The following is a 21,171-nucleotide window of genomic DNA, read 5'->3' as shown; positions in this document are numbered from 1 at the left end:
TTACATTTTCATGCCCTTGCCCGTTTTCTTCTGCGGCTTCTCCTGCTGCTGTTGCTGGCGGGCGTCCTTCGGGTTGGTCTGACCTTTCTGCAACGGCTCTCTCAGATTCTTTGTAGCCTCGTTGGTCTTGCCATCGTTGTTCACCGCCACCTGCGTGCGGCTCTCGTTGGACGGAGCAACCTGCTGTGCATTGTCAGGGTTCGTGTCGTAGCGGTACGGGCGTCCCTTCTCCGGGTTGAACTTGATATACATCGTGGCATGGAAGCCCTGCTTGTCGGTCACGTTCTCCAGCTTCACGGCTTTACCCGCCACATAGTCGGCTTTCTGCTGGTCGGTGAAGCTCACGCCGCTCCATTTGCTGATGGGGCGGATGCTGCCGTCCTCGTTCGTCCACGTGTTGCGGCGTTGCTCCTTCTTGGTCTGTGCGGCATTTTCCCCGCCCTGCGCCTGACTTTTCGATGTGTCGCCTTTGGTTTCCTGTGTCTGTGCGGTACGGGGCGACTTGCCGGTTCCCGGCACGAACTCCACGCCGCGCTGCTCCACGTTCACTTGCAGGGTGGTGACGAACTTTCTGCCGTCGTTGCGCTCGATGAGCTTGTCGCGTACGGGCAGTCCGGCGCGGAGCATGTCCCGCTCCTGCGTGGTGATTTCCGTCTTGCCGATGCGCTCCGGGATGCGCACCCTGCTTGCCGGAATGTCCGTGATTTCATTCGTCTTGCGGTCGATGCTGATGTAGGAGGGGATGATCTCGCCCGTTTCCCTGTCCACAATGTCCACGACCCTACCGAGATTGCCCGTTTCGCGGAGGTTCTTCCGGTCATTGTCGGAGAATTTGTGTTCCTTGTACTCATCCAGCTTCTGCTCCTTGCGGATGAAGTGCGGCACGAGGCTGATGTTTCCCTCACCGTCCTTCTTGAAGGAGAGGCGGGCGTCCAGCTCGAATGATTCGCCGCCGAAGGTCGGTTTGACCTTTACCAAGTCGGACTTGCCATAGTTGAGCATCTTCGTAAGGTCGCCGGACTTTTCAAGGTTGTCCCGCTTTACGCCCCATCTGTCCTCCAGCTCCTGCCAGTTGATTTTACTCTCGTCGATGGGCTGGTAGCCACGTTTGCCCTGCATCTGTTCGGATTTGTCCTGTTGCTGTTCTTTCCGTTGTTCCATGTTCTCCTGTTTTTGAGGTTCTTGTTTCTCTGTCTGTTGTGCTGCCATCTCTTCCTGCACCTTCTTCTCATAGTCGGAGGTGTCCACCTTGTGAGGGGCGAGCAGCTCCTTGTTCGCTTCGGGGTCTTTCAGCAGTTGCTTCATCACCTCTAAGAGATTTTCAGCTTGGTCTGCCGCAATGCGGTAGAAACCGAAGCGGCTGGGTTCCTTGCACTGCCGGAAGAAGTTCTTGAAGAAGTTGTCCAGCACGTCGCCATGTCGGTCGAATTGCAGGAAACTCTGCGCGTTCTCCGCTTTTGCGGGGGTGCGCTTGGGTGTGCCGTCCGCGTTCAGCCCGGCTACCACGCTGATCTCGCCTGTCTTCTCGTCACGGACTACCAGCACGTCCTTTTCGTCTTTTTTCTTTGCCATCTGAAAAATGTTTTAATGGGTTATTTATGAAAGAAATTATGGATACGAGCCTTGTAGAAGGCTATATCTTCCTTTTTGAAGTCCTTGATATGGTTGGAAAGGAATGTCAGCACGTCCTCCTCGCTGTAATAGGTCTTCTTGCCCAGCGTCTTGTAGGGCAATGCGCCTACGCTGCGGTAGCGTTGGAGGGTGCGTTTGCTTATCTGGAGCAACATGCACAAATCCTGATTGTCGAAAAGGCGGATGCTTTCCGTGATAGTGGGCTGTTTCCCCTCAGCCTTCATCGCCAGCAGCAGTTCGTCCTGACGGTCGAGCCGTTCCATCAGCTTCTGCATCCAGCCCTCGAAGTTGTTTCGTGTGAGCAGTTCCATGACCTATGTCCTCCTTCCTTTTGGTTTGCCGCCCGTGCGCAGCGTGTGGTTGTGGAACAGGGTGTCTATTGTCCCTTCCTCGTTCCTTACTGTGTTGTCCTCCAATAGCCGCAGTATCTCGGAAAGGCGGTAGCGGCAGCTTCCGCGTACCACCACATACTCGATACGGTGGTCGGTGCGCATACGCTGCATGGTGCGCTTGCTCACGTTGAGCATCTTCGCCGCCTGTGCCGTGTCAAGCAGCTTGTCTTCGGTTTCCCGCTTCCGTTTCTTCTCGTCCCTTGCCTCGCGGATGTACCCTGCGATGTTCGCAATCTGCGCCATCATCTCCTTGTAGGCGGAACTTTCCATTGTTATCACTTTCATGTTCAGTCCTTTCTTTTTGTTTCTGCGACAAAATTCGGCAATAAACAAAAGGGGCTTTAACAACTCACTACGTGACTCACGTAAGATTTTTGCGGAAGATGGCTCCGTAACCCGGTCAAACGGCGCAACAGGCAGCCTTTCAGCGGAAAACGATACGTCTTGTATGCCGTTTCGTTACCTTTGCGGCAAACTCTAAATGACATGAATATGGAAATAGTATCTATCGAGAAAAAGACTTTCGAGATGATGGTGGCGGCATTCGGCGCACTCTCGGAGAAGGTCGCCGCCCTGAGGCGCAAAAGCGACACGGGGCGCATGGAAAGATGGCTCACGGGCGAGGAGGTCTGCGGGCAGTTGAGAATAAGCCCGCGCACGTTGCAGACGCTGCGTGACAGGCGGCTTATCGGCTACTCGCAGATAAACCGCAGGTTCTATTACAAGCCAGAGGAGGTGAAGCGGCTGATACCGCTTGTCGGCACGCTCTATCCGCACGGCAGATGATTTGATTTATTCACCCACTGAATCCGAAGTTATGATGAACGAGAACAACGATGTTTTTACGATGGAAGACGAGCCGATAGCCTCTGTGGTGCAGGATATGCGCAAAGGCTCGAAATGGCTGTCCGCATTTCTGGAAAGCTACCGTCCTCCGCTGGACGGGGAACGTTACCTGACGGACGGCGAGGTGTCGGAACTGCTCCGTGTGAGCCGGCGCACCTTGCAGGAATACCGCAACAACCGCGTGTTGCCCTTCATACTTTTGGGAGGGAAGGTGCTTTACCCGGAAACGGGGCTGCGCGGGGTACTGGAAGCGAACTACCGCAAGCCGCTGGAGTGAGGCGGTTTCATGAAAAAGTAAACGGGTGACACCTTTTGTGGTGCTACCCGTTTACTTGTCTTATGGGGTATGTGCAATCAGCAATACCCGGCTTTTCCGTTCTGTATGAACATCACGTATGTCTGCCGTTTCTCTTGTGAGAGTGCCTTTCCCACCAGCCATGTGCGGAACAGGTGGGTGTTGTAGGTATTCACCCTGAAAGCGACCGGGATGATGATTTCAAGGGCGTACACGTCCGCGTGCAGCCCGTTTTCAAGCTGCATGTAGCGGCACACCTCGTAGTCGTTCAGCACGTCCGACTTGCGGACGGCTCTGATGGCGGCGTTCACTGCCGGGACGGTCGTATGGAACAATCCGGCTATTTCGGTGGCGGTCATCCACACGTCGTTACCGGTTACGCTGACTGCCTTGTCCTCGATGATGATTGTGTCACGTTTCATGGCTTTTCTTTTTAGATGGTGCAACCTGCAAATTCCTCGACGCCGTTCAATCTTGCGGCAAGGTTCTCCATGTCCTGATTGAGCTTCTCTTTGGTTATCTTTGCGTAAATCTGCGTCGTCTTTATGCTCTTGTGTCCGAGCATGGAGCTGACCGTTTCGATGGGAACACCGTTGGAGAGGAATATCGTCGTGGCTGCCGTGTGGCGGCTCTGATGCCACGTGATATGCTTGGTGATGCCGCAACGCTTGGCGACGGCACGGATACCGGCAAGGCACGTGTTATAATGCGGAACGGGAAATATCCTGCCGTCCCCGCACAGTCCCCGGTATTTGCCGATTATGCGGTTGGCGATGTCGAGCAGGCGGATGTTGGACACCACGCCCGTTTTCTGGCGGTTGATGTTTATCCACTCGTGTTCGTCGAAGTAGGTGCGGATATTCTCTTCCGTAAGGTTGCGCATATCCGCGAACGACAGCCCCGTGAAGGCGCAGAACAGGTAGAGGTCGCGGTACAATTCCTGTTTGGCGTTTTTCAGTTTCCCCTCCATCAGCAGGCGGATCTCATCTTTGGTCAGGAAACTGCGTGTTGTTTCCTCCTTCTTGATTTCATACTCGCGGAACGGGTCGCGCGTCAGCCACTCGTTGTTGATGGCGATGAATACCATCGTCCGTAACGGGCAGACGTACAGCCACACGGTATTGGTGCAGCAGTGCTTGTCCGTGCGCAGGAACATCTCGAAGTCGGAGATGAAAGCCGGGGTAAGCTCTTTTAGGGCGATGTCCTTCACATGGTAGCGGATGTCGAGGAACTCTTGCATGTGCTTGTAAACGGTGCGGTACTTCAGCAGCGTGCCTTTGGCTTTCATGCCTGCCTCCACCTGCTTCTCGTAGTCCTCGTTGTGCTGGCGGAACACCTGCATCAGCGTGTGGTAGCGGTGTTCCAGTCCGAGAAAGGCGTTCTTCACCTTCTCCGCCGTGACGAAGTTGTCACGCTCCATGATTTCCTGATAATGCCTGTTGATGCGTACCCGCATCTTGTCAAGCATACGGTTCGTTTCGAGTGCCGCCGTGCTTCTGCCCGTGACACGTCCACCTTTGGTGTCCCACAGTTTCGGATCGACAGTCAGTTTGCAGCTGAACTGTGTCTGGCTGCCGTCCACCGTGATGCGTCCCATGACGGGAACTGTCCCGTCCTTTTTCACTACCTGACGCTTGAGGTAGTAGATTACTGAAAATGTACTCTTCATTGTCCTTAATTTTTGGGTTTCAAAATTAGTTGGTGAAGAGTCCGGTGTTGGTACGCAAAACGGGGAGGAACGGCGCAATCTTTTTCCGTAACCTGATTTTTCGCATGAGTTATGGATAACTCACTATTCCTTAGAGCCTTGTTTCGCTATTCGTACCCGTTTGTCGCATTTTCGGGCATGGTTACGAACAAGTAACGTAGCGGCGTCAGGATTTGGCTTCGGCAGGGATTGTAATGGCTTCACGGATTATCGCCACTTCAACCAAAACCCTTGTAACTCAATTCTATCACTATATCTTTCCGCATTTCACTTTTTTGTAGTAACTTTGCCCAATAATATTACAAGCCATGAGAAAACTAATTTATTTAAGCACATTACTACTTCTATTTGTGTTGCCTGCGATGGCACAACAACCTTTGTTCCCGACGCCGGCAAAGGTACAGAACGGCAAAGGTTCGTTCACCATTGGAAAGAATATCCAAATACAAGGAAATGGCGGATACGCCGATAAATTGGCTGCCGCCCTGCCGGCCGAGTTGAAAGACGCCGGTATGCAATCATCGCCCGCTAATGGGACGATCCGTCTGGAGCTGATCCCGGATCAGAAGATGGCCGATGAAGCCTATACGCTCGTTGTCGAACCCGGCAGTATCCTGTTGCAAGCCTCTTCCGAATCCGGACTGTTCTATGCCAAGGAAGCCCTGTTGCAACTCTCCCGTTTCGGTAAAGGCAGCGTACGCGCCTGTAAGATACAGGATCAGCCGCGTTACGGCTGGCGCGGTTTCATGCTCGACGAAAGCCGCCACTTCTTCGGAAAAGAGAAAGTAAAACAATATCTGGACATCATGGCGTCTCTCCGTCTGAACGTCTTCCACTGGCATCTGACCGACGAACCGGGCTGGCGTATCGAGATCAAACGTTACCCGAAGCTGACCAGCGTAGGCGCTATCGGCAACTGGCATGATCCGAAAGCTCCGGCACAGTTCTACACCCAGGACGAGATCAAAGAAATTGTGGCCTATGCCGCCGACCGCCAGATTATGGTAGTTCCCGAATTCGATATGCCGGGACATGCCACATCCGTCAGCCGCGCTTATCCCGAAATATCGGGCGGCGGTGAAGGTAAATGGAATGGCTTTACTTTCCATCCCTGCAAGGATGAAACGTTTGAGTTTATCAGTAACGTACTCGACGAGATCGTAGCTCTTTTCCCGTCTCCCTATATCCATATCGGAGGTGACGAAGTCCATTACGGCAACCAGAGCTGGTTCACCGATCCCGAGATCCAGCAGTTCATCAAAGATAAGAACTTAGGTAACGAGGTCGGCCTGGAACATTACTTTATCCGCCGTGCCGCCGATATCGTAGCCTCCAAAGGCAAGACAATGATCGGTTGGGATGAAATGATAGATGCCGGTGTTTCACCTGACAAAGCCGTTATCATGTGGTGGCGCCATGACCGCAAACACCAGTTAGTGAAAGCTCTCGAAAACGGCTACCGTGTGATTATGACTCCGCGCCGTCCGTTCTATGCCGACTTCATCCAGTATGGCGCTCATAAGGTGGGCCGTGTATGGGGCGGCTACAACACGGTCGAGGATATCTGCCGTTTCCCGGAAACCATTATCCACCTGACACGCGATTACGAAGACCAGTTGATGGGCCTCCAGTTCTCCCTCTGGACTGAACGTGTAGCCGATGCCAAGCGTCTGGACTTTATGACTTTCCCCCGTCTGGTAGCCGTAGCCGAATCCGCTTGGACCCCGGCCAAGTCAAAGGAATGCAGCCTCTTCATGCAGAAGCTCCCGTACTTCCTGCAATACCTCGATACCAAAGGCATCTACTATTTCAACCCCTTCGCCCCCGACACCACTCCCGAACCCGGTGCACCGGATAAGGAGGATGAGTTGAAGAATGGGTAAGGTATGTTGGTGAACTTGTAAGGAATTTTTACAGGTTCATTATATATCCAATTGTGTAAGCTTTCAGTTGTCGCAAATCTTGCGACAACTGAAAGTCCCCTATGCCGTAGGTTCTCTTTTGCCGTCTCTTCAGCTGACTAAAATGTATAAGACAAACCATTTCTTCCCTAAGTACTTTAAAGATGCTCCGATGTGGTAAACATCTTTATTTGTCGATGATCAGAAAACGATTTTGCAACTGAAAATAGACATATTAGCAAATATGATGTCCGTTATTCTTCCGTTTCGTCAAAATCGTTCCGGATGTATTTACCGTCTTTGTGGTTGTTCGTTATATATCGGATAATATACCGGTCATCTCGGCGGGAAAAGAATATATACCAGGTGGTATGCTTGCTGGTTTTGCGCCGGAAGAATACATAATACAAGTCTTTGCCATAACGGTTAAAACGTTTTTGGGTAATGGGTGAAAGTCTGTAATGGGGAATTTCAGGTATTGTATAGACGAAATCAAGTATATCGTCTACAAGCATATCTGCATATTCTACATTAGAATAATAGTCTTTTTCAAGTAATGTGTCAGTTAAATCCAGCAAGTATTCTTTTATGCTAACAGGAATCAGGACATTATTTCGCCGGTTTATATTTTGCATAGCGTTTTCTTATCTCTTCTTTCATTAGTTTACGGAACTCTTCTACAGTCAGTCCGTTTTCCCAGTCCCTCTCGAATTCGAGTTTTAGGCGTTCCTCTCTTGATAAGGCCTGGACGGGATGTTCGTTTTGGTATGTTGTTGTGTTCTGCATATCTTAATATGTTGTTGATTTTGTATCTTATAGATGCAAAGATAGATTAATAACTCTATATATCGCTAATTTTCACCGGATTTTTCCCTATTTTTGCGCGTGTTTGTCAAATGCATTTGAAATAGACATAAATGGATAATAAATATATACGAAATTCATTCCGCTTGTTGTATGGAATGCTGTTGCTGGTTGTCATCTATTCGTGTGCCAATATCGGCAGTCCGAACGGGGGGCCTTACGACGAGGACCCGCCTAAGTTCGTGAGCAGCACGCCTGTTCCGAACCAGGTCAATTACAAGGGAAAGAAGATCGAGATCCTGTTCGACGAACTGATACAAATAGACAAACCTTCGGAAAACGTGATTATCACGCCTCCCCAGATGGAGTTGCCGATCATCCGTTCTGCGGGTAAGAAGGCGGTGATTGAACTGAAAGATACGCTGAAGGAGAACACCACTTATACGATCGACTTCACGAACTCTATCGCCGACAACAACGAGAAGAACGTTTACGAGAACTTCTCTTTCGCCTTTTCCACCGGTGATGTGATCGACACGCTCGAAGTATCCGGCGTGCTTCTGAACGCGGAAAATCTCGAGCCGATGCCCGGTATTACGATCGGTCTGCATAGCAACCTCGAAGATTCGGCCTTTGTCAAATTGCCTTTCGACCGCACGTCACGCACGAACGACAAGGGGCAGTTCACGATTCGCAATATCGCCCCCGGCACGTATCATATCTTTGCCCTGAACGATGTCAACCGTGACTATAAGTTCGACCAGCCGGGCGAAGATATCGCCTTTTTAGACTCCGTTATCGTTCCTACCTTTGAGCTGACCTCGCGGCAGGATACCGCCTGGAAGGACAGTCTGACGATCGATACGATCCGTACGGTCGGCTATACCCGCTTCATGCCGGACAACATCGAACTCCGCCTCTTTAAGGAGAAGTTTGAGCGCCAGTATATGGTGAAACCGGAACGTCCGGACGAGAAATACTTCACGCTCCGCTTCAACTCGAAGTTGGACACCGTTCCGGTGCCCGTCCCCATCAACTTTACTCCGGAAGACAGCGCCTGGTATTTCGTCCAGCAGACGGAAGGCGGCTTGGCTGTCAACTATTGGCTGGCCGATTCGACTGTCTGGAAGCAAGACACGCTGCAGGTGCAGGTCTCTTATCCGAAAAGCGATTCCCTGAATATCCTCCGTCCGCAGACCGACACCGTGCAAGTAGTCATGCGTCGCCGCCCGGCGGAAAAGAAAAAGAAGAAGAAAGACGAGCCCGAACCGATCGATTTCCTCGGAATGCAGGTGAACGCTTCCGGCTCGATGAACCTGTTCGACACGATATCCGTTACGTTCTCCGAACCGGTGCTGGATATCAACGAAGATATGTTCTTCCTCGACCAGAAGGTCGATACCGTTTGGAATGCCGTCGATTTCGAGTTCTTCCCCGATACGACGAACAGCCTGAACTTCTTTATCAAACGTCCCTGGAAGTACGGGGAGGAATATCGCATAGAAGTGGATTCGGCTGCTATCACCAGCCTTTACGGCAAATGGAACAACTTCTTCACCAGCGAGTTTAAGATCAAGAAGGAAGATGAGTACGGCCATTTCTATCTCAATATCGTCGGTGTGGACACAACCGCTTTTGTCGAGTTGCTGAGTTCGGGAGATGCCCCGGTCCGCAAGGCGAAAGTAAAAGACGGCGGCGTCCTCTTTATGGACCTGAAGCCCGATAAATATTATGCCCGCATCATCATCGACACAAATGATAATGGTGTCTGGGATACCGGTAATTATGCCGAAAAGCGGCAACCCGAGAAGGTGTATTATTCACCCAAGATGTACGAGATCATGCAGAACTGGCAGGTGGAAGAGACCTGGAATGTCACCTCGACCCCGTTAGCCAAGCAGAAACCTCTTGAGATAACGAAGAATAAGCCTAAAGAAGTAACCAAGAAGAAAAGAAACTACAAAGATGAAAGTCAACAATCATCGTCAAGGAATAATAGCGGCGGCAATATGGGAATGCCGTTCTAAAGTAGCCTGCCTGTGGCTGGTACTTTTGCTTTTGTTGTTTGCCGCCGTGACGGAAGCGCAGACGATTCCTGTCAGGGAACGGTTCAGTCCCGGAGAGAAGGTGCAGTATGAGCTGTACTTCAAGTGGGGACTCCTGATGCCCCGTGCAGGCCATGCCACTCTTTCCATCCAGGATGCGGAATATGAAGGAAAGCCTTCCTACCACTACCGCCTTCTCTTCGCTACGTCCGGTATTATCGAGAAACTCTACAAGATGCGTGACACGCTCGATTGCCATTTCTCTTCCGATATGCTGCTGCTCCGCAGTGAGAAACGCGTGAACGAGAATGACTATTACCTGATCGACGATATTCGTTTCTCGTACGACAACAAAAAGATATTCGCCCATTCCCACCGCTATACGCCTTCCCGCACGAAGATCGACACGATGCTGGTTTCGGAAGACCCTTATATGTTCGATATGCTGGGCGCGACGATGTTCCTGCGCTCCTTAGACTGGCATACGATGAAGACGGGCGACACTTTCCCCTTCCAGGTGGCGATCGGCCGGGACCGCATCAACATCAGTTTCCGTTACACCGGACAGCAGATTGTCGAGCGGACCGAGACACTGAAATACCGTACCCGCCATTTCTACATCGACATCTACGACGATGCCTTTACCCAGAGCAAGGAAGCTGCCGAAATCTGGGTTGGCGACGACGAGAACCATATCCCGATCAAGATACGCGCCAAGCTGAAGATCGGTGCCGCCGAGGTCTACTACAAGTCCTCCAAAGGCTTGCGCTATCCGTTGACTTCGCGGGTAGAGATAAAGAGAAGGGAACAATATTGAGTTACCCGCGTGGCTTTGCGGGTAAAGCAATCGTGAAACACGTTTCCGCGTAAGGTTGCGAGACGACGGACAGTTCTCCGCCATGCATCCGTACGATCTGGCGGGAGAGGCTGAGGCCGATGCCGCTTCCCGTTGCTTTGGTCGTGAAGAAGGGGACGAAGATGTCGTCCTGCAGGTCCGAGGGGATGCCCGGCCCGTTGTTCGTCACCCGTATTTCCAACTCGTTCTTTTGCTGCTTTACCTGGATGCGGATATGTCCGTCTTCCTGTCCTTCGAGGGCTTGCATGGCGTTCTTCAGCAGGTTGATCAAGACCTGTGAAAGCTGTTCTTCATCCGCATAAACCGTTATCTCCGGCTGGAAAAGGTCGAGGGAGAAGCGGATCTGTTGCCGTTGCATATCCGGTTGGTGCAGGGTTTGCAGGTTTTGGAGCAGGCGGGTGAGGGAGAACGGTTTGGGTTCCGGTTTCTTCAGGTGGGCGAATTGCCGGTACGACTCGGTGAAATGTATCAGGCTTTCCCCCTGGCTCTTGATCGTGTCGAGTCCGCGGACGGTCTTGCGGACCGTCGTGTCGGTGATCTCCTCGCTGCTTTTGACGGATTCTTTTGTCCGGAAATAGGAGAGGAGCGTGCCGGAAAGCGAGACGATCGGAGCGATAGAGTTCATAATCTCGTGCGTCAGGACGCGCATCAGCCTGTCCCACGATTCATATTCCTTCCGGTGCAGTTCGCGGTCGAACTCCTTCCGTTTGTTCTCGGTCATCAGCCTGTGTATGCGGTTGAAAGCGGCGTGCAGGCGGCGTTGTTCGCGGCTGCCGATGTTTTCGGGGAAGTAGAGCATGGACTCGTTGTCTTCTATCGCATCCAGGAAGAGTTGTATCCTCCGGTTGTAAACATTGAGATAGTAGACGAGATAGCTGATCATCCAGGCAGCGATGAAGAGCGCCACGACGCCGAGTATGACCGCCCGCCCCGTCACAATGCCTGCCGCGCCCAACCCGGCCACCACGACGATGGCAACCACTTGCAACAAAATACGTATGTAAAGGCGGATGCTGAACATATCGGTCGGGGGGATCAGAGGTTGAAGCGTTTCATCTTATTATATAGCGTCTGCCGGCTCACCCCCAACTGTTCGGCGGCGGCTGTCAGATTCCCCTCGTTTTGGGTGATGGCGGCCAGGATCGCCTGCCGTTCCACTTCGCCGAGATTAGGCGCCTCGCTGAAGGAAACCGCCTTGCCGGGACGGATGAAGAGGTCGGAAGCGCGTATCACATTCTTTTCGGCCAGGATCACCGCCTTCTCGATCGTATGTTGCAGCTCGCGGATATTGCCCGGCCAGTCGTAGTTCGTCAACTTCTCCACCGCTTGCGGATGCAGGCTGATCCCCGTCCGTTTATAAAGGGCGGTGTATTTCTTCAGGAAATAGTCGGCGAAAAGCGAGATGTCCTCCCGCCGGTTGCGCAGAGGCGGGATTTCGATCTGTATCGTGTTGATGCGGTAGAACAGGTCTTCGCGGAAGAGCGAGTGCGCGACCATTTCCGGCAAGTTCCGGTTCGTGGCGGCGATCAGGCGGATGTCGACCGGAATCTTCCGGTTGCTCCCCAGTCGGGTGATCTCGCGGTTCTGCAAGGCAGCTAACAGCTTGGCCTGCAATCCCAACGGCAGGTTTCCGATCTCGTCGAGGAAGAGCGTGCTCCCGTGTGCCGCTTCGAACTTGCCCGCCCGGCTTTCCCGTGCGTCGGTGAATGCGCCCCGCTCATGCCCGAACAGTTCGCTTTCGAACAGCGATTCGCTGACGGCTCCCATATCCACATGGACCATTTCGTGGCGGCTGCGGAGCGAGAGGCGGTGTATCTCGCGTGCCAACATCTCTTTCCCCGTTCCGTTCTCGCCGGTGATCAGGACGTTTGCATCTGTCTTGGCTACTTTGGTCACGACCTTGATGAGCTTCATCATGACCGGGGAATGGCCGATAATCATCGCCGGTTCGCTCGGCCGCTTCGGAGGCGGCAGCGGTTGTCCGGACTGCCGTCCCTGCAGGGCGGCGCGTATCTTTTCCAGCAGGTTGTCATTGTCCCAGGGCTTGAGCACGAAATCGGCAGCCCCGCTTTTCAACGCCTTTACCGCCAGTTCGACGTCTCCGTAGGCGGTCAGCATGATGACGGGCAGCCCCGGTGCGATCTCCTGTATCCGGCGAAGCCAGAAAAGCCCTTCGTTACCGGTATTGACGCCGGCGGAGAAGTTCATATCCAACAAGACAAGGTCGACCGGCCTGCTGTCCAGAACCGACAGGATGCTGTTTGGGTTCGAGGCAGTCTCCACCTGCTCGAACTCGTCTTCCAGGAGCAGTTCGAGGGAGGTCAGCACGCTCTTGTTGTCGTCTACTATCAGGATTGTTCCGGCTTGCATAGTCTCTTTTTCCTGTAAAGTTATCCGCTTCCGGAATACCTTGCAAGCAAGCGTCAAAATATTTGACACTTTCAGGGGATTATTCTGCGGTTGGCCGCCGCCAGCTGCCGTCTTGATTTCAGTTACATGGGAGGAAATAATGGTTTTGTTCCCATCTAAAAGGAATCGTGTCCCATGCAATCCTTGTTCGACCCGGGTCGAACAGTTGTTTGACCTCCGTCGGACAGCTGTCCCACCCTCGTCGAACAGCTGTCCGACCCAGGTCGGACAAGAACTGCGACGGCGTTTGTGGGAATCAGGTGCCTGTTCTTCTGCTTTTTCATGGGACATTGTTGAAAACAGGACGGCAGGCGGTGCCGGGCAGACAGGCAGGGAGCAAGAGACGGGCAGTGTCAAATAGTTGGACGGATGGGTGTCAAAATTTTGGACGGTTAGCGGGAAGGTTCTCTCTTATCCTGCTGATTATCCGTGCGCTACGTTTCTGGCACGCCGTTTGCATCCTTTCTTGTATGATGACAGACAGTAATATGGACATCCGCATCGAGCGCAAGTCCCGCTTTAAGAAGAAACATATATATGCCGTTGCAGGAGGGAGTTTCGTACTGCTTTGCCTGCTCTGGTTCATCTTTCGCGACACCTCCTCTTCGTTGACGGTGGACAAGGAACGCCTCACGGTTGCCACCGTGCAGAAGGGTGAGTTTAACGATTATATCCGCGTTATCGGGCAGGTCTTGCCGGACCGTATCATCTATCTCGACGCGATTGAAGGCGGCCGTGTGGAGGAACGCCTCATCGAAGAAGGGGCGCAGGTAAAGGCGGGCGACATCATCCTGCGCCTCAGTAATCCGCTCCTGAATATCGGCATCCTGCAAAGCGAAGCAGACCTGGCCTACCAGGAGAACGAGCTTCGTAACACACGCCTCAGCATGGAACAGGAACACCTCCGGCTGAAGCAGGAGCGCATCGAACTGAGCAAGGAACTGACGCGGAAGGAACGCCGGTTCAAACAGTACGGGCGACTGTGCGAGGAGGGCCTCATCGCCCGCGAAGAGTTCCTGCAGGCGCGTGAAGACTACGAGACCGCCCGCGGACAGCTCGCCGTCGTGGACGAACGGATCGAACAGGACGCCCTTTTCCGCAGCAGCCAGCTGAAGAGCCTGGATGAGAACATCCGGAATATGAAGAAGAGCCTCGCCTTGGTGCGAGAACGCTTGGAGAACCTGAAGGTGAAAGCGCCCGTGGACGGACAGTTGGGCAACCTCGAAGCCCAGATCGGGCAGTCTATCGCCCAAGGGGAGCGGATCGGACAGGTCATCACGCCCGAACTGAAGGTCGAGGCGAAGATCGACGAGCATTACGTGGAGCGCATCCTGCCCGGCCTTCCCGCCAACTTCGAACGCGAGGGCAGGACGTATGATATGACGGTCACGAAAGTCTACCCGGAAGTGCGTGAGGGGCAGTTTCGTACCGACCTGCATTTTGTCTCCGGCCGGCCGGAGAATATCCGTGCCGGACAAACCTATCACCTGAACCTGCAACTGGGCGACCCGGTGCAGGCGGTGATCGTCCCCCGCGGCAGTTTCTACCAGGCAAGCGGCGGCGAGTATATGTATGTGGTCGACGAGGAAGGCAAGACGGCCTGCCGCCGCCCTGTCCGCATCGGCCGCCAGAACCCGCAATATTATGAGGTGGTGGAAGGGCTGCAACCGGGCGAGCGGGTGATTATTTCCGGCTATGACTTGTTTGGGGATAACGAGAAACTAATACTAAAATGATATATTTGCGAATATGGTAGTATCAAACTATTGGAACAGTGCTCGGCGCAGCCTGGCGAAGAAGAAAGGATTCAGCGCCATCAATATAGCGGGGCTGGCGATCGGTATGGCGGCCGCCCTGCTGATCCTGACCTATGTGGCTTTCGAGTATAGCTACGACGATATGCACAGCCGGCAGGAGCGCATCTTCCGCGTCGAGGCGCGTTTCTACGAGAACGGGGAGCTGACGGACGACTGGGCTTCTTCTTCCTCCGGATATGCTCCGGCGATGAAGCAGAACCTGAGCGCCGTGGAAGATTACACCCGTGTCGGCAGCCAGTACTTCCCCGAGCAGGTGGTGAAATATAACGAGCTGCTGTACCGGGAGACCGGCATCGGATATGCGGAGGCTAACTTCTTCAATTTCTTCGACTTCAAGCTGCTGAAAGGGGACAGGAACACCTGCCTGGACGGGCCGAACAAGGTGGTGATTACCGAACGCATCGCCCGGAAATATTTCAAGGGAAAGAACCCGATCGGGAAGATACTGATCTTCCGTAGCAACATCGGGGAGGAGGCTTGCGAGGTGACGGGCATCATGGAAGATATGCCGGTGAACACGCATATCCGCTATAATCTCCTGATTTCTTACAAGACGCTTCCGAAGTGGCTGGATGACTATTGGTACCGGCACGAGGTCTATTCCTATGTCTTGCTGAAGTCCGCCGGGAAGAAAGAGCAGGTGGAGCAGGAATTTCCCGCCATGGCGGAGAAATATAAGACGGAAGAGGCGCTGAAGAACAAGACTTGGGCGATCCAGCTGGTCAACCTTCGCGACATCCACCTGAACCCCCAGAAGGCCTACGAGCCGGAGGTGAAGGGAAACCGTTCTTCCATTTGGGTACTGATCTGCACGGCGCTTGCCATCCTTTGCATCGCCTGGATCAATTATATCAATATGACGGTTGCCCGCTCGATGGAGCGCGCCAGGGAGATCGGGATACGCCGCGCTTCGGGGGCGAGCCGCAGGCAGATCATCGGCCAGTTCCTGTTTGAATCGCTACTGACGAACGGGATTGCTTTCGTCTTAGCGGCGGGATTGATGGAGGCGTTGATGCCGGCTTTCAACCATCTGACGGGACGCGCTTTGAGTTTCTCCGTTTGGTTTACGACGCCGTTGGGGGGATATTTGTTGCTGATCTTTGCGATTGGGGTGTTTCTGTCGGGTTTTTATCCGGCGACGGTGCTGTCGGGGGTGAAGCCGATGCGCCTGCTGAAAGGGAAATTCACGCATACGCGGGGTGCGGCTATCACCCGCAAAGTGCTGGTCGTGTTGCAATATACGGCTTCCTTAGTCTTGCTTTGCGGGACGCTGATCGTCTATGCGCAATTGCGATATATGCGGAACGCCTCTTTAGGCGTGCGCGTGAATCAGACGCTTGTCCTTAAATTCCCGGCGCAATGCGAGGAGTTAGCGATGAAGCTACAGGCGTTCAAAAAGGAGGTCGCCTTATTGCCTTCCGTGAAGGCGGTTACGGTTTCCGGCGCGGTGCCCGGGACGGAGGTGGCGGATTTCCTTTCCATCGTCCGCGAGAGCGATGTGACGAAGCAGACGCGCCTGTTAGAGATGTTGAGCTGCGACGAGTATTTCCTGAATGCTTATGGCCTGAAGTTTGTGGCCGGACGGGGTTTCTCGGAGGATTACGGGGGAGATGTCTATAATATTGTCCTGAACGAATCGGCGGTCCGCACGTTAGGCTTTGACTCGCCGGATGCCGCTTTGGGACAGCGGCTGTCTGTCGAGACGGTCGACCGCCCGATGCAGATTATCGGGGTGGTGAAGGATTACCACCAGCAATCCCTGAACAAGGACTATACGCCTATCTTGTTCGCCTTGCATGAGAAGCTGAGTTGGATGAAGCAGCGTTATATCTCGGTCGTCCTGGAGAGCGGTAGTCCGCGCGATCTGGTGAAGCAGACGGGGGCCGTGTGGGAGCGTTATTTCCCGGATTCCAGCTATGATTATTTCTTCCTCGACCAGTTCTTCGACCAGCAATATCGGCAGGATGAGGTGTTCGGGCTGATCGTGGCGTTGTTTGCGATATTGGCGATCTTTATCTCTTGCATGGGGTTAGGCGTGCTGGTCATGTTCTCCTGTTCGACCCGTACGCGGGAGATGGGGATAAGGAAGGTCCTGGGCGCTTCCAATATGCAACTGTTCTATGAGTTGGGACGCGAGTTCTTCCTCTTGATTGCCATTGCGATCGTGATCGCCCTTCCGCTTTCGTGGCTGATCATGAGCGGCTGGCTGAGCCATTATTCGTTCCGTACGGATTGGAAGGCTTGGTTCTTTGTCGTCCCGGTGATTCTGTTGTGTGTGATCTCTTTATTGACCATCGGCTGGCAAACCGCCAAAACCATCTTCAGCAAGCCCGCCCGCTCTTTGCGCTACGAGTAAATAAAAGAATGTACGCTATTTGCTTATCTGGCGGCAATAGCGTACATTTTTACTCTATTGCCGCAAATGGCAACTCCGTATCCTTTCTGTAACCCGTTCCGTTGAAGGTGGCGATGAGGTCGCCGGCTTCGTTGGTGATGCGTACTTCGCAGTTTGCAAGCCGTTTGTGGCTGAAGGCTTCGCGGGCTTCGGCGTAGAGGAAGCCTTTGCTTTCGGCTTTGAAGAAGTTGATGCTGGAAGTGATCGAGAGCGTCAGCCGTGCATGGCTGTTCGTCGCGGCAGCAAAAGCAAGATCGGCAAGAGTGAAGATCGCTCCGCCCTGGCATACTCCGCCACCGTTCAGATGTTCCGGTTTTATTTCCATCCGGGCTTTCGCATAGCCATTACCAGTCTCCAACAGTTCTACACCGGCCAATAGGGCGAACTTGTCGCCTTGAAGAAATTCGTTTATTGTCATGGTAAATAATGTGTTAATGTGCCAATGTGCTAATGTGCCAATGTGTTGATGAAGCCAACTGTTAATTGGCACATTGACACATTAGCATATTGGCACATTATAACTTCCATTCCGCGCCGTCCTTCGTGTCTTTGATTTCGAAGCCGAGGGCGGTCAGTTCGTTGCGGATTTTGTCGGATGTGGCCCAGTCCTTGTTGGCTTTGGCCTGCTGGCGGATGGTCAATAACAGATCCATCGCTTTGCCGAATGCCTCATAGCTGCTGCCGCCGGCAGAGGCTGCTTCGTCTTTCATTCCGAGGATGTCGAAGACGAAGGTATGGAAGACGTCCTGCAACTCTTTCAGGTCTTCGGCCGAGATCGTAGCCTTGCCGTCCTTCACAGAGTTGATGGCGCGCGTGGCATCGAACAGGTGGGCGATCACGATCGGCGAGTTGAGGTCGTCGTTCATGGCGTCGTAGCACCGGCGGCGCAGGTCTTTCACGTCGACCGTCGATGCGTCGGATGCTTTCAGCTTCATCAGATGGTTGTAGGCATCCATCAGGCGTTCCAGTCCCTTTTCGGCAGCTTGCAAGGCTTCGTTGCTGAAGTCTACCGTGCTGCGGTAATGCGCCTGGAGAATAAAGAAGCGGATCGTCATCGGTGAATAAGCCTGATGCAATATCTTGTTGCTGCCCGTAAAGAATTCGTCTAACGTGATGAAGTTCCCCAACGACTTACCCATCTTCTGTCCGTTGATGGTGATCATGTTGTTGTGCATCCAGTAGTGGACCATGTCGTCGCCCTGCGAAGCGACCGCCTGTGCGATCTCGCATTCGTGGTGCGGGAAGATGAGGTCCATGCCGCCGCCGTGGATATCGAAATGCTCGCCTAAGTACTTCTTGCCCATCGCCGTACATTCGCAATGCCAGCCCGGGAAACCGTCGCTCCAGGGAGAAGGCCAGCGCATGATGTGTTCCGGTTGTGCACATTTCCAGAGGGCGAAATCGATCGGGTTATGCTTCTCGTCCTGCCCGTCCAACGCGCGGGTCGTGTTGAGCATATCGTCGATGTTGCGGCCGGAAAGGACGCCGTAGTTATGATCCTTGTTATATTTCTCCACGTCGAAGTAGACGGAACCTTCGCTCTCGTAAGCATAGCCGTTGTCCAGGATCTTCTTCACCAGTTCGATCTGTTCGATGATATGTCCGGATGCATGCGGTTCGATGCTGGGAGGCAGGACGTTGAGCGCTTCCATCGCATGATGGTAACGGTTCAGGTAATACTGCACCACTTCCATCGGCTCCAACTGTTCGAGGCGGGCTTTCTTGGCAATCTTGTCTTCGCCGTCATCCGCGTCGTGTTCGAGGTGGCCGACATCGGTTATGTTGCGTACGTAACGTACTTTGTATCCTATATGAGTCAGGTAACGGAACAGGAGGTCGAAGGTGATGGCCGGGCGTGCATGCCCCAGATGCGCATCGCCGTAAACGGTCGGACCACAAACATACATACCCACATGCGGCTCGTGCAGCGGGATGAACTGTTCCTTTTTTCTTGTAAGCGTGTTGTAAATACTTAATGGATGTTCCATATCTATTTATTTTTAAGAGGGGCAAATATAGGAATAATCTCTGCCTTTGCCAACCTGTCGGGAAGGTATTTACGCGATTAATTACGGATAGGGTACAGATTATCGAGGGGAATGGCCGCAGATTAAAATAATAAATTGATATATTTGTTCCCGAATTGTAAAATAGGATCAACACATAAGATACTTGCCATGAAACTAAAATCATCTTTTCTACTCACATTTATGCTGGCGGTTCTGCTGACAGCCTGTGCCGGTCAGTCGTATAATCTTGCCGACTATGGCTTGAAACCGGACAGTAAGGAAAACGCATCCCCCTTGATTGCGAAAGCTTTGCAGGAGATCGCCGCGACGGATCATCCGGACGGCGTCACAATTGTTTTGCCGAAAGGGCGTTACGACTTCTATCCGGAAGGGGCTTCCCTTCGTGAGTATTTCATCTCCAACCATGATCAGGATAATCCCAAGTCCGTAGGGCTGCCGTTCGAAAACATGAAGAATGTTGTCTTTGACGGGCAGGGTTCGGAACTGATTTTTCATGGGCGGATGCTTCCCGTTTCGCTGGTGGGTTCGGAGAATTGCACGTTGAAGAACTTCAGTATCGACTTCGAGAATCCGCATATCAGCCAGGTCAAGGTGTTGGAAAACGATACGGTGAACGGTTTGATCACCTACGAGGTGGCGCCTTGGGTACAGTATGAGATACGCGACAGTAACTTTGTCGCCAAAGGGGAAGGCTGGGAACATATTCCTGCCTGGGGAATCGCTTTTGAAGGAGATACGAAACGGCTGGTCTATACCACCAGTGATATCGGCGTAGGCAGCAGGCATGTGGCAGAGATCGCTCCCCGTAAGATACTCGCCTCCTGGAAAAACAAGAAACTGATACCGGGAACGGTTGTCGTTTTCCGTGGGTACGGCCGTCCGACTCCGGGCGTTTTCATGTATCATGATACCAATACGGCATTGGAGAATATACAGGTCCATTATGCCGAAGGGATGGGTTTGCTGGCACAGATGAGCGAGAATATCACGTTGGACCGCTTCTCGGTCTGCCTGCGTGGCAAGGATGATCCGCGCTACTTCACGACACAGGCGGACGCCACTCATTTTTCCGGATGCAAGGGACTGATCCGTTCTGTCGGCGGTTTGTACGAGGGTATGATGGACGATGCGATCAATGTGCATGGCACTTATCTGAAGGTGCAGCAACGTGTCGACGACAAAACGCTGTTGGGCGAGTATATGCACGGTCAGTCATATGGTTTCGAATGGGGGCGTCCGGGTGACACCGTCCAGTTTATCGATTCCAAAACAATGGAGATACTCGGAGAGCAGAACACGGTGACGGCCATCCAGGCTGTCGACAAGCCGGATGATCACGGTGCCAAGCAGTTCCGTATCACATTTGAGAAGCCTGTCGACCCTGCGATCAGCGAGGCCGGGACGTATGGCATCGAGAACCTGGAATGGACGCCGACGGTTTATTTCGCCGACAATGTGATTCGTAATAACCGTGCCCGCGGTTCACTGTTCAGCACGCCTAAGCGGACTGTTGTGGAAAATAATGTCTTCGACCATACCTCCGGTACGGCTATCCTGCTGTGCGGCGATTGCAACGGATGGTTTGAGACGGGAGCTTGCCATGACGTATTGATCCGGAATAACCGGTTTATCAACGCGTTGACGAATATGTTCCAGTTCACCAATGCCGTAATATCCATCTATCCGGAGATACCCGACCTGAAAGACCAGAAGAAGTATTTTCATAGCGGTATCGTGATTGAGAACAACACATTTGATACTTTTGACGCCCCGATCCTGTATGCAAAGTCGGTCGACGGACTCGTCTTCCGCAATAACGTGATCCGGCAGAACCAGGATTATCCAGCCTTCCACTGGAACAACCACCGTTTCTTCTTCCAGCGTGTGATTAATGCGGAGATAAAGGATAACCAGTTCGACGGAGGGTTCGATGAGGCGCGGGATATACTGAATGAGGAATAAGATGTATGAAAAGGCTTTAGCCTTTATGTATTCTTCTTATCTATTTAAAAACAAAGCGCTAACGATTGTTTTAACATTC

General features: G+C 52.9%; 19 protein-coding genes. 8 read left to right on the top strand and 11 right to left on the bottom strand.

The window, feature by feature from the left end; translation table 11 throughout:
* From DWW90_RS02105 to DWW90_RS02095, 3 genes are read right to left on the bottom strand one after another with little or no spacing between them, the layout of a single operon-like run.
* A complete protein-coding gene (locus tag DWW90_RS02105) occupies positions 1–1,572 on the bottom strand; it encodes a DUF3945 domain-containing protein (RefSeq protein WP_004291455.1) in 1,572 nt (523 codons plus the stop codon).
* A gap of 20 nt (positions 1,573–1,592) precedes the next feature.
* Complete coding sequence (locus DWW90_RS02100) at positions 1,593–1,943, bottom strand: helix-turn-helix domain-containing protein (RefSeq protein ID WP_004291454.1); 351 nt, start codon at positions 1,941–1,943, stop codon at positions 1,593–1,595.
* Between the two features lie 3 nt (positions 1,944–1,946).
* Positions 1,947–2,309, bottom strand: a complete 363-nt coding sequence (locus DWW90_RS02095) for a helix-turn-helix domain-containing protein (RefSeq protein WP_004304264.1) — start codon at positions 2,307–2,309, stop codon at positions 1,947–1,949.
* 201 nt (positions 2,310–2,510) lie between these two features.
* Between DWW90_RS02095 and DWW90_RS02085 the strand changes: the two genes are divergently transcribed.
* A complete protein-coding gene (locus tag DWW90_RS02085) occupies positions 2,511–2,810 on the top strand; it encodes a helix-turn-helix domain-containing protein (protein WP_004291426.1) in 300 nt (99 codons plus the stop codon).
* A 31-nt stretch (positions 2,811–2,841) separates the two neighbouring features.
* On the top strand, positions 2,842–3,147 hold the full coding sequence (locus DWW90_RS02080) for a helix-turn-helix domain-containing protein (RefSeq protein ID WP_004291424.1): 306 nt from the start codon (positions 2,842–2,844) through the stop codon (positions 3,145–3,147).
* 77 nt (positions 3,148–3,224) lie between these two features.
* Here the strand turns inward: DWW90_RS02080 and DWW90_RS02075 are convergent, their stop codons facing one another.
* Both DWW90_RS02075 and DWW90_RS02070 read right to left on the bottom strand, forming a co-directional pair.
* Positions 3,225–3,587: a hypothetical protein gene (locus tag DWW90_RS02075; protein WP_004291423.1), complete on the bottom strand. Its 363-nt coding sequence runs from the start codon at positions 3,585–3,587 to the stop codon at positions 3,225–3,227.
* An 11-nt stretch (positions 3,588–3,598) separates the two neighbouring features.
* Positions 3,599–4,834 (bottom strand): site-specific integrase, encoded by a 1,236-nt coding sequence (locus tag DWW90_RS02070; RefSeq protein ID WP_004291422.1) that lies wholly within the window; start codon positions 4,832–4,834, stop codon positions 3,599–3,601.
* Positions 4,835–5,181: 347 nt separating this feature from the next.
* On the opposite strand from DWW90_RS02070, the gene DWW90_RS02060 reads away from it, so the two are divergent.
* Positions 5,182–6,756, top strand: coding sequence for a beta-N-acetylhexosaminidase (locus DWW90_RS02060; RefSeq protein ID WP_122343812.1), 1,575 nt, complete (start codon positions 5,182–5,184; stop codon positions 6,754–6,756).
* A 272-nt stretch (positions 6,757–7,028) separates the two neighbouring features.
* Here DWW90_RS02060 and DWW90_RS02055 read toward each other — a convergent pair whose 3' ends face one another.
* Positions 7,029–7,409 carry a hypothetical protein gene (locus DWW90_RS02055; protein ID WP_122343811.1) on the bottom strand — a complete coding sequence of 127 codons (381 nt, stop codon included), beginning with the start codon at positions 7,407–7,409 and terminating at the stop codon, positions 7,029–7,031.
* The gene (locus DWW90_RS20480; protein WP_158582798.1) at positions 7,384–7,560 is read right to left on the bottom strand and encodes a hypothetical protein; all 177 of its coding nucleotides are present in this window, start codon (positions 7,558–7,560) and stop codon (positions 7,384–7,386) included. The genes DWW90_RS02055 and DWW90_RS20480 overlap by 26 nt, the downstream gene beginning before the upstream one ends.
* 131 nt (positions 7,561–7,691) lie before the next feature.
* Between DWW90_RS20480 and DWW90_RS02050 the strand changes: the two genes are divergently transcribed.
* Both DWW90_RS02050 and DWW90_RS02045 read left to right on the top strand, forming a co-directional pair.
* Positions 7,692–9,605, top strand: coding sequence for an Ig-like domain-containing protein (locus DWW90_RS02050; RefSeq protein WP_122333269.1), 1,914 nt, complete (start codon positions 7,692–7,694; stop codon positions 9,603–9,605).
* Complete coding sequence (locus DWW90_RS02045; protein ID WP_122343810.1) at positions 9,544–10,440, top strand: DUF3108 domain-containing protein; 897 nt, start codon at positions 9,544–9,546, stop codon at positions 10,438–10,440. The genes DWW90_RS02050 and DWW90_RS02045 overlap by 62 nt, the downstream gene beginning before the upstream one ends.
* A gap of 1 nt (position 10,441) precedes the next feature.
* On the opposite strand, the gene DWW90_RS02040 is transcribed toward DWW90_RS02045, so the two are convergent.
* Together DWW90_RS02040 and DWW90_RS02035 are read right to left on the bottom strand one after the other, a co-directional pair.
* Positions 10,442–11,500, bottom strand: coding sequence for a PAS domain-containing sensor histidine kinase (locus DWW90_RS02040; protein ID WP_122343809.1), 1,059 nt, complete (start codon positions 11,498–11,500; stop codon positions 10,442–10,444).
* Between the two features lie 14 nt (positions 11,501–11,514).
* A complete protein-coding gene (locus DWW90_RS02035; protein WP_122343873.1) occupies positions 11,515–12,849 on the bottom strand; it encodes a sigma-54 dependent transcriptional regulator in 1,335 nt (444 codons plus the stop codon).
* Positions 12,850–13,376: 527 nt separating this feature from the next.
* On the opposite strand from DWW90_RS02035, the gene DWW90_RS02030 reads away from it, so the two are divergent.
* The gene (locus DWW90_RS02030) at positions 13,377–14,624 is read left to right on the top strand and encodes an efflux RND transporter periplasmic adaptor subunit (RefSeq protein ID WP_122343872.1); all 1,248 of its coding nucleotides are present in this window, start codon (positions 13,377–13,379) and stop codon (positions 14,622–14,624) included.
* Positions 14,625–14,637: 13 nt separating this feature from the next.
* Positions 14,638–17,061, top strand: coding sequence for an ABC transporter permease (locus tag DWW90_RS02025; protein ID WP_122343808.1), 2,424 nt, complete (start codon positions 14,638–14,640; stop codon positions 17,059–17,061).
* 49 nt (positions 17,062–17,110) lie between these two features.
* On the opposite strand, the gene DWW90_RS02020 is transcribed toward DWW90_RS02025, so the two are convergent.
* Together DWW90_RS02020 and cysS are read right to left on the bottom strand one after the other, a co-directional pair.
* Positions 17,111–17,518 (bottom strand): PaaI family thioesterase, encoded by a 408-nt coding sequence (locus tag DWW90_RS02020; protein ID WP_115498386.1) that lies wholly within the window; start codon positions 17,516–17,518, stop codon positions 17,111–17,113.
* A gap of 97 nt (positions 17,519–17,615) precedes the next feature.
* The gene (cysS, locus tag DWW90_RS02015; protein WP_122343807.1) at positions 17,616–19,088 is read right to left on the bottom strand and encodes a cysteine--tRNA ligase; all 1,473 of its coding nucleotides are present in this window, start codon (positions 19,086–19,088) and stop codon (positions 17,616–17,618) included.
* Positions 19,089–19,277: 189 nt separating this feature from the next.
* Here cysS and DWW90_RS02010 point away from each other — a divergent pair, with 189 nt between their 5' ends.
* Positions 19,278–21,092: a right-handed parallel beta-helix repeat-containing protein gene (locus DWW90_RS02010; protein ID WP_122343806.1), complete on the top strand. Its 1,815-nt coding sequence runs from the start codon at positions 19,278–19,280 to the stop codon at positions 21,090–21,092.
* Positions 21,093–21,171 lie beyond the last annotated feature (79 nt).

It is taken from the genome of Parabacteroides sp. AF17-28, from assembly GCF_003479205.1.
Classification (GTDB): Bacteria; Bacteroidota; Bacteroidia; order Bacteroidales; family Tannerellaceae; genus Parabacteroides; species Parabacteroides acidifaciens.
Note: the sequence above shows the minus strand (reverse complement) of the source record. Positions and strands in the feature narration are given on the sequence as shown.

Excerpts from the sequence above, each read along its gene's own strand:
- DWW90_RS02105 (WP_004291455.1), bottom strand. The coding sequence starts at position 1,572 with ATGGCAAAGAAAAAAGACGAAAAGGACGTGCTGGTAGTCCGTGACGAG.
- DWW90_RS02100 (WP_004291454.1), bottom strand. The coding sequence starts at position 1,943 with ATGGAACTGCTCACACGAAACAACTTCGAGGGCTGGATGCAGAAGCTG.
- DWW90_RS02095 (WP_004304264.1), bottom strand. The coding sequence starts at position 2,309 with ATGAAAGTGATAACAATGGAAAGTTCCGCCTACAAGGAGATGATGGCG.
- DWW90_RS02085 (WP_004291426.1), top strand. The coding sequence starts at position 2,511 with ATGAATATGGAAATAGTATCTATCGAGAAAAAGACTTTCGAGATGATG.
- DWW90_RS02080 (WP_004291424.1), top strand. The coding sequence starts at position 2,842 with ATGATGAACGAGAACAACGATGTTTTTACGATGGAAGACGAGCCGATA.
- DWW90_RS02075 (WP_004291423.1), bottom strand. The coding sequence starts at position 3,587 with ATGAAACGTGACACAATCATCATCGAGGACAAGGCAGTCAGCGTAACC.
- DWW90_RS02070 (WP_004291422.1), bottom strand. The coding sequence starts at position 4,834 with ATGAAGAGTACATTTTCAGTAATCTACTACCTCAAGCGTCAGGTAGTG.
- DWW90_RS02060 (WP_122343812.1), top strand. The coding sequence starts at position 5,182 with ATGAGAAAACTAATTTATTTAAGCACATTACTACTTCTATTTGTGTTG.
- DWW90_RS02055 (WP_122343811.1), bottom strand. The coding sequence starts at position 7,409 with ATGCAAAATATAAACCGGCGAAATAATGTCCTGATTCCTGTTAGCATA.
- DWW90_RS20480 (WP_158582798.1), bottom strand. The coding sequence starts at position 7,560 with ATGCAGAACACAACAACATACCAAAACGAACATCCCGTCCAGGCCTTA.
- DWW90_RS02050 (WP_122333269.1), top strand. The coding sequence starts at position 7,692 with ATGGATAATAAATATATACGAAATTCATTCCGCTTGTTGTATGGAATG.
- DWW90_RS02045 (WP_122343810.1), top strand. The coding sequence starts at position 9,544 with ATGAAAGTCAACAATCATCGTCAAGGAATAATAGCGGCGGCAATATGG.
- DWW90_RS02040 (WP_122343809.1), bottom strand. The coding sequence starts at position 11,500 with ATGTTCAGCATCCGCCTTTACATACGTATTTTGTTGCAAGTGGTTGCC.
- DWW90_RS02035 (WP_122343873.1), bottom strand. The coding sequence starts at position 12,849 with ATGCAAGCCGGAACAATCCTGATAGTAGACGACAACAAGAGCGTGCTG.
- DWW90_RS02030 (WP_122343872.1), top strand. The coding sequence starts at position 13,377 with ATGGACATCCGCATCGAGCGCAAGTCCCGCTTTAAGAAGAAACATATA.
- DWW90_RS02025 (WP_122343808.1), top strand. The coding sequence starts at position 14,638 with ATGGTAGTATCAAACTATTGGAACAGTGCTCGGCGCAGCCTGGCGAAG.
- DWW90_RS02020 (WP_115498386.1), bottom strand. The coding sequence starts at position 17,518 with ATGACAATAAACGAATTTCTTCAAGGCGACAAGTTCGCCCTATTGGCC.
- cysS (WP_122343807.1), bottom strand. The coding sequence starts at position 19,088 with ATGGAACATCCATTAAGTATTTACAACACGCTTACAAGAAAAAAGGAA.
- DWW90_RS02010 (WP_122343806.1), top strand. The coding sequence starts at position 19,278 with ATGAAACTAAAATCATCTTTTCTACTCACATTTATGCTGGCGGTTCTG.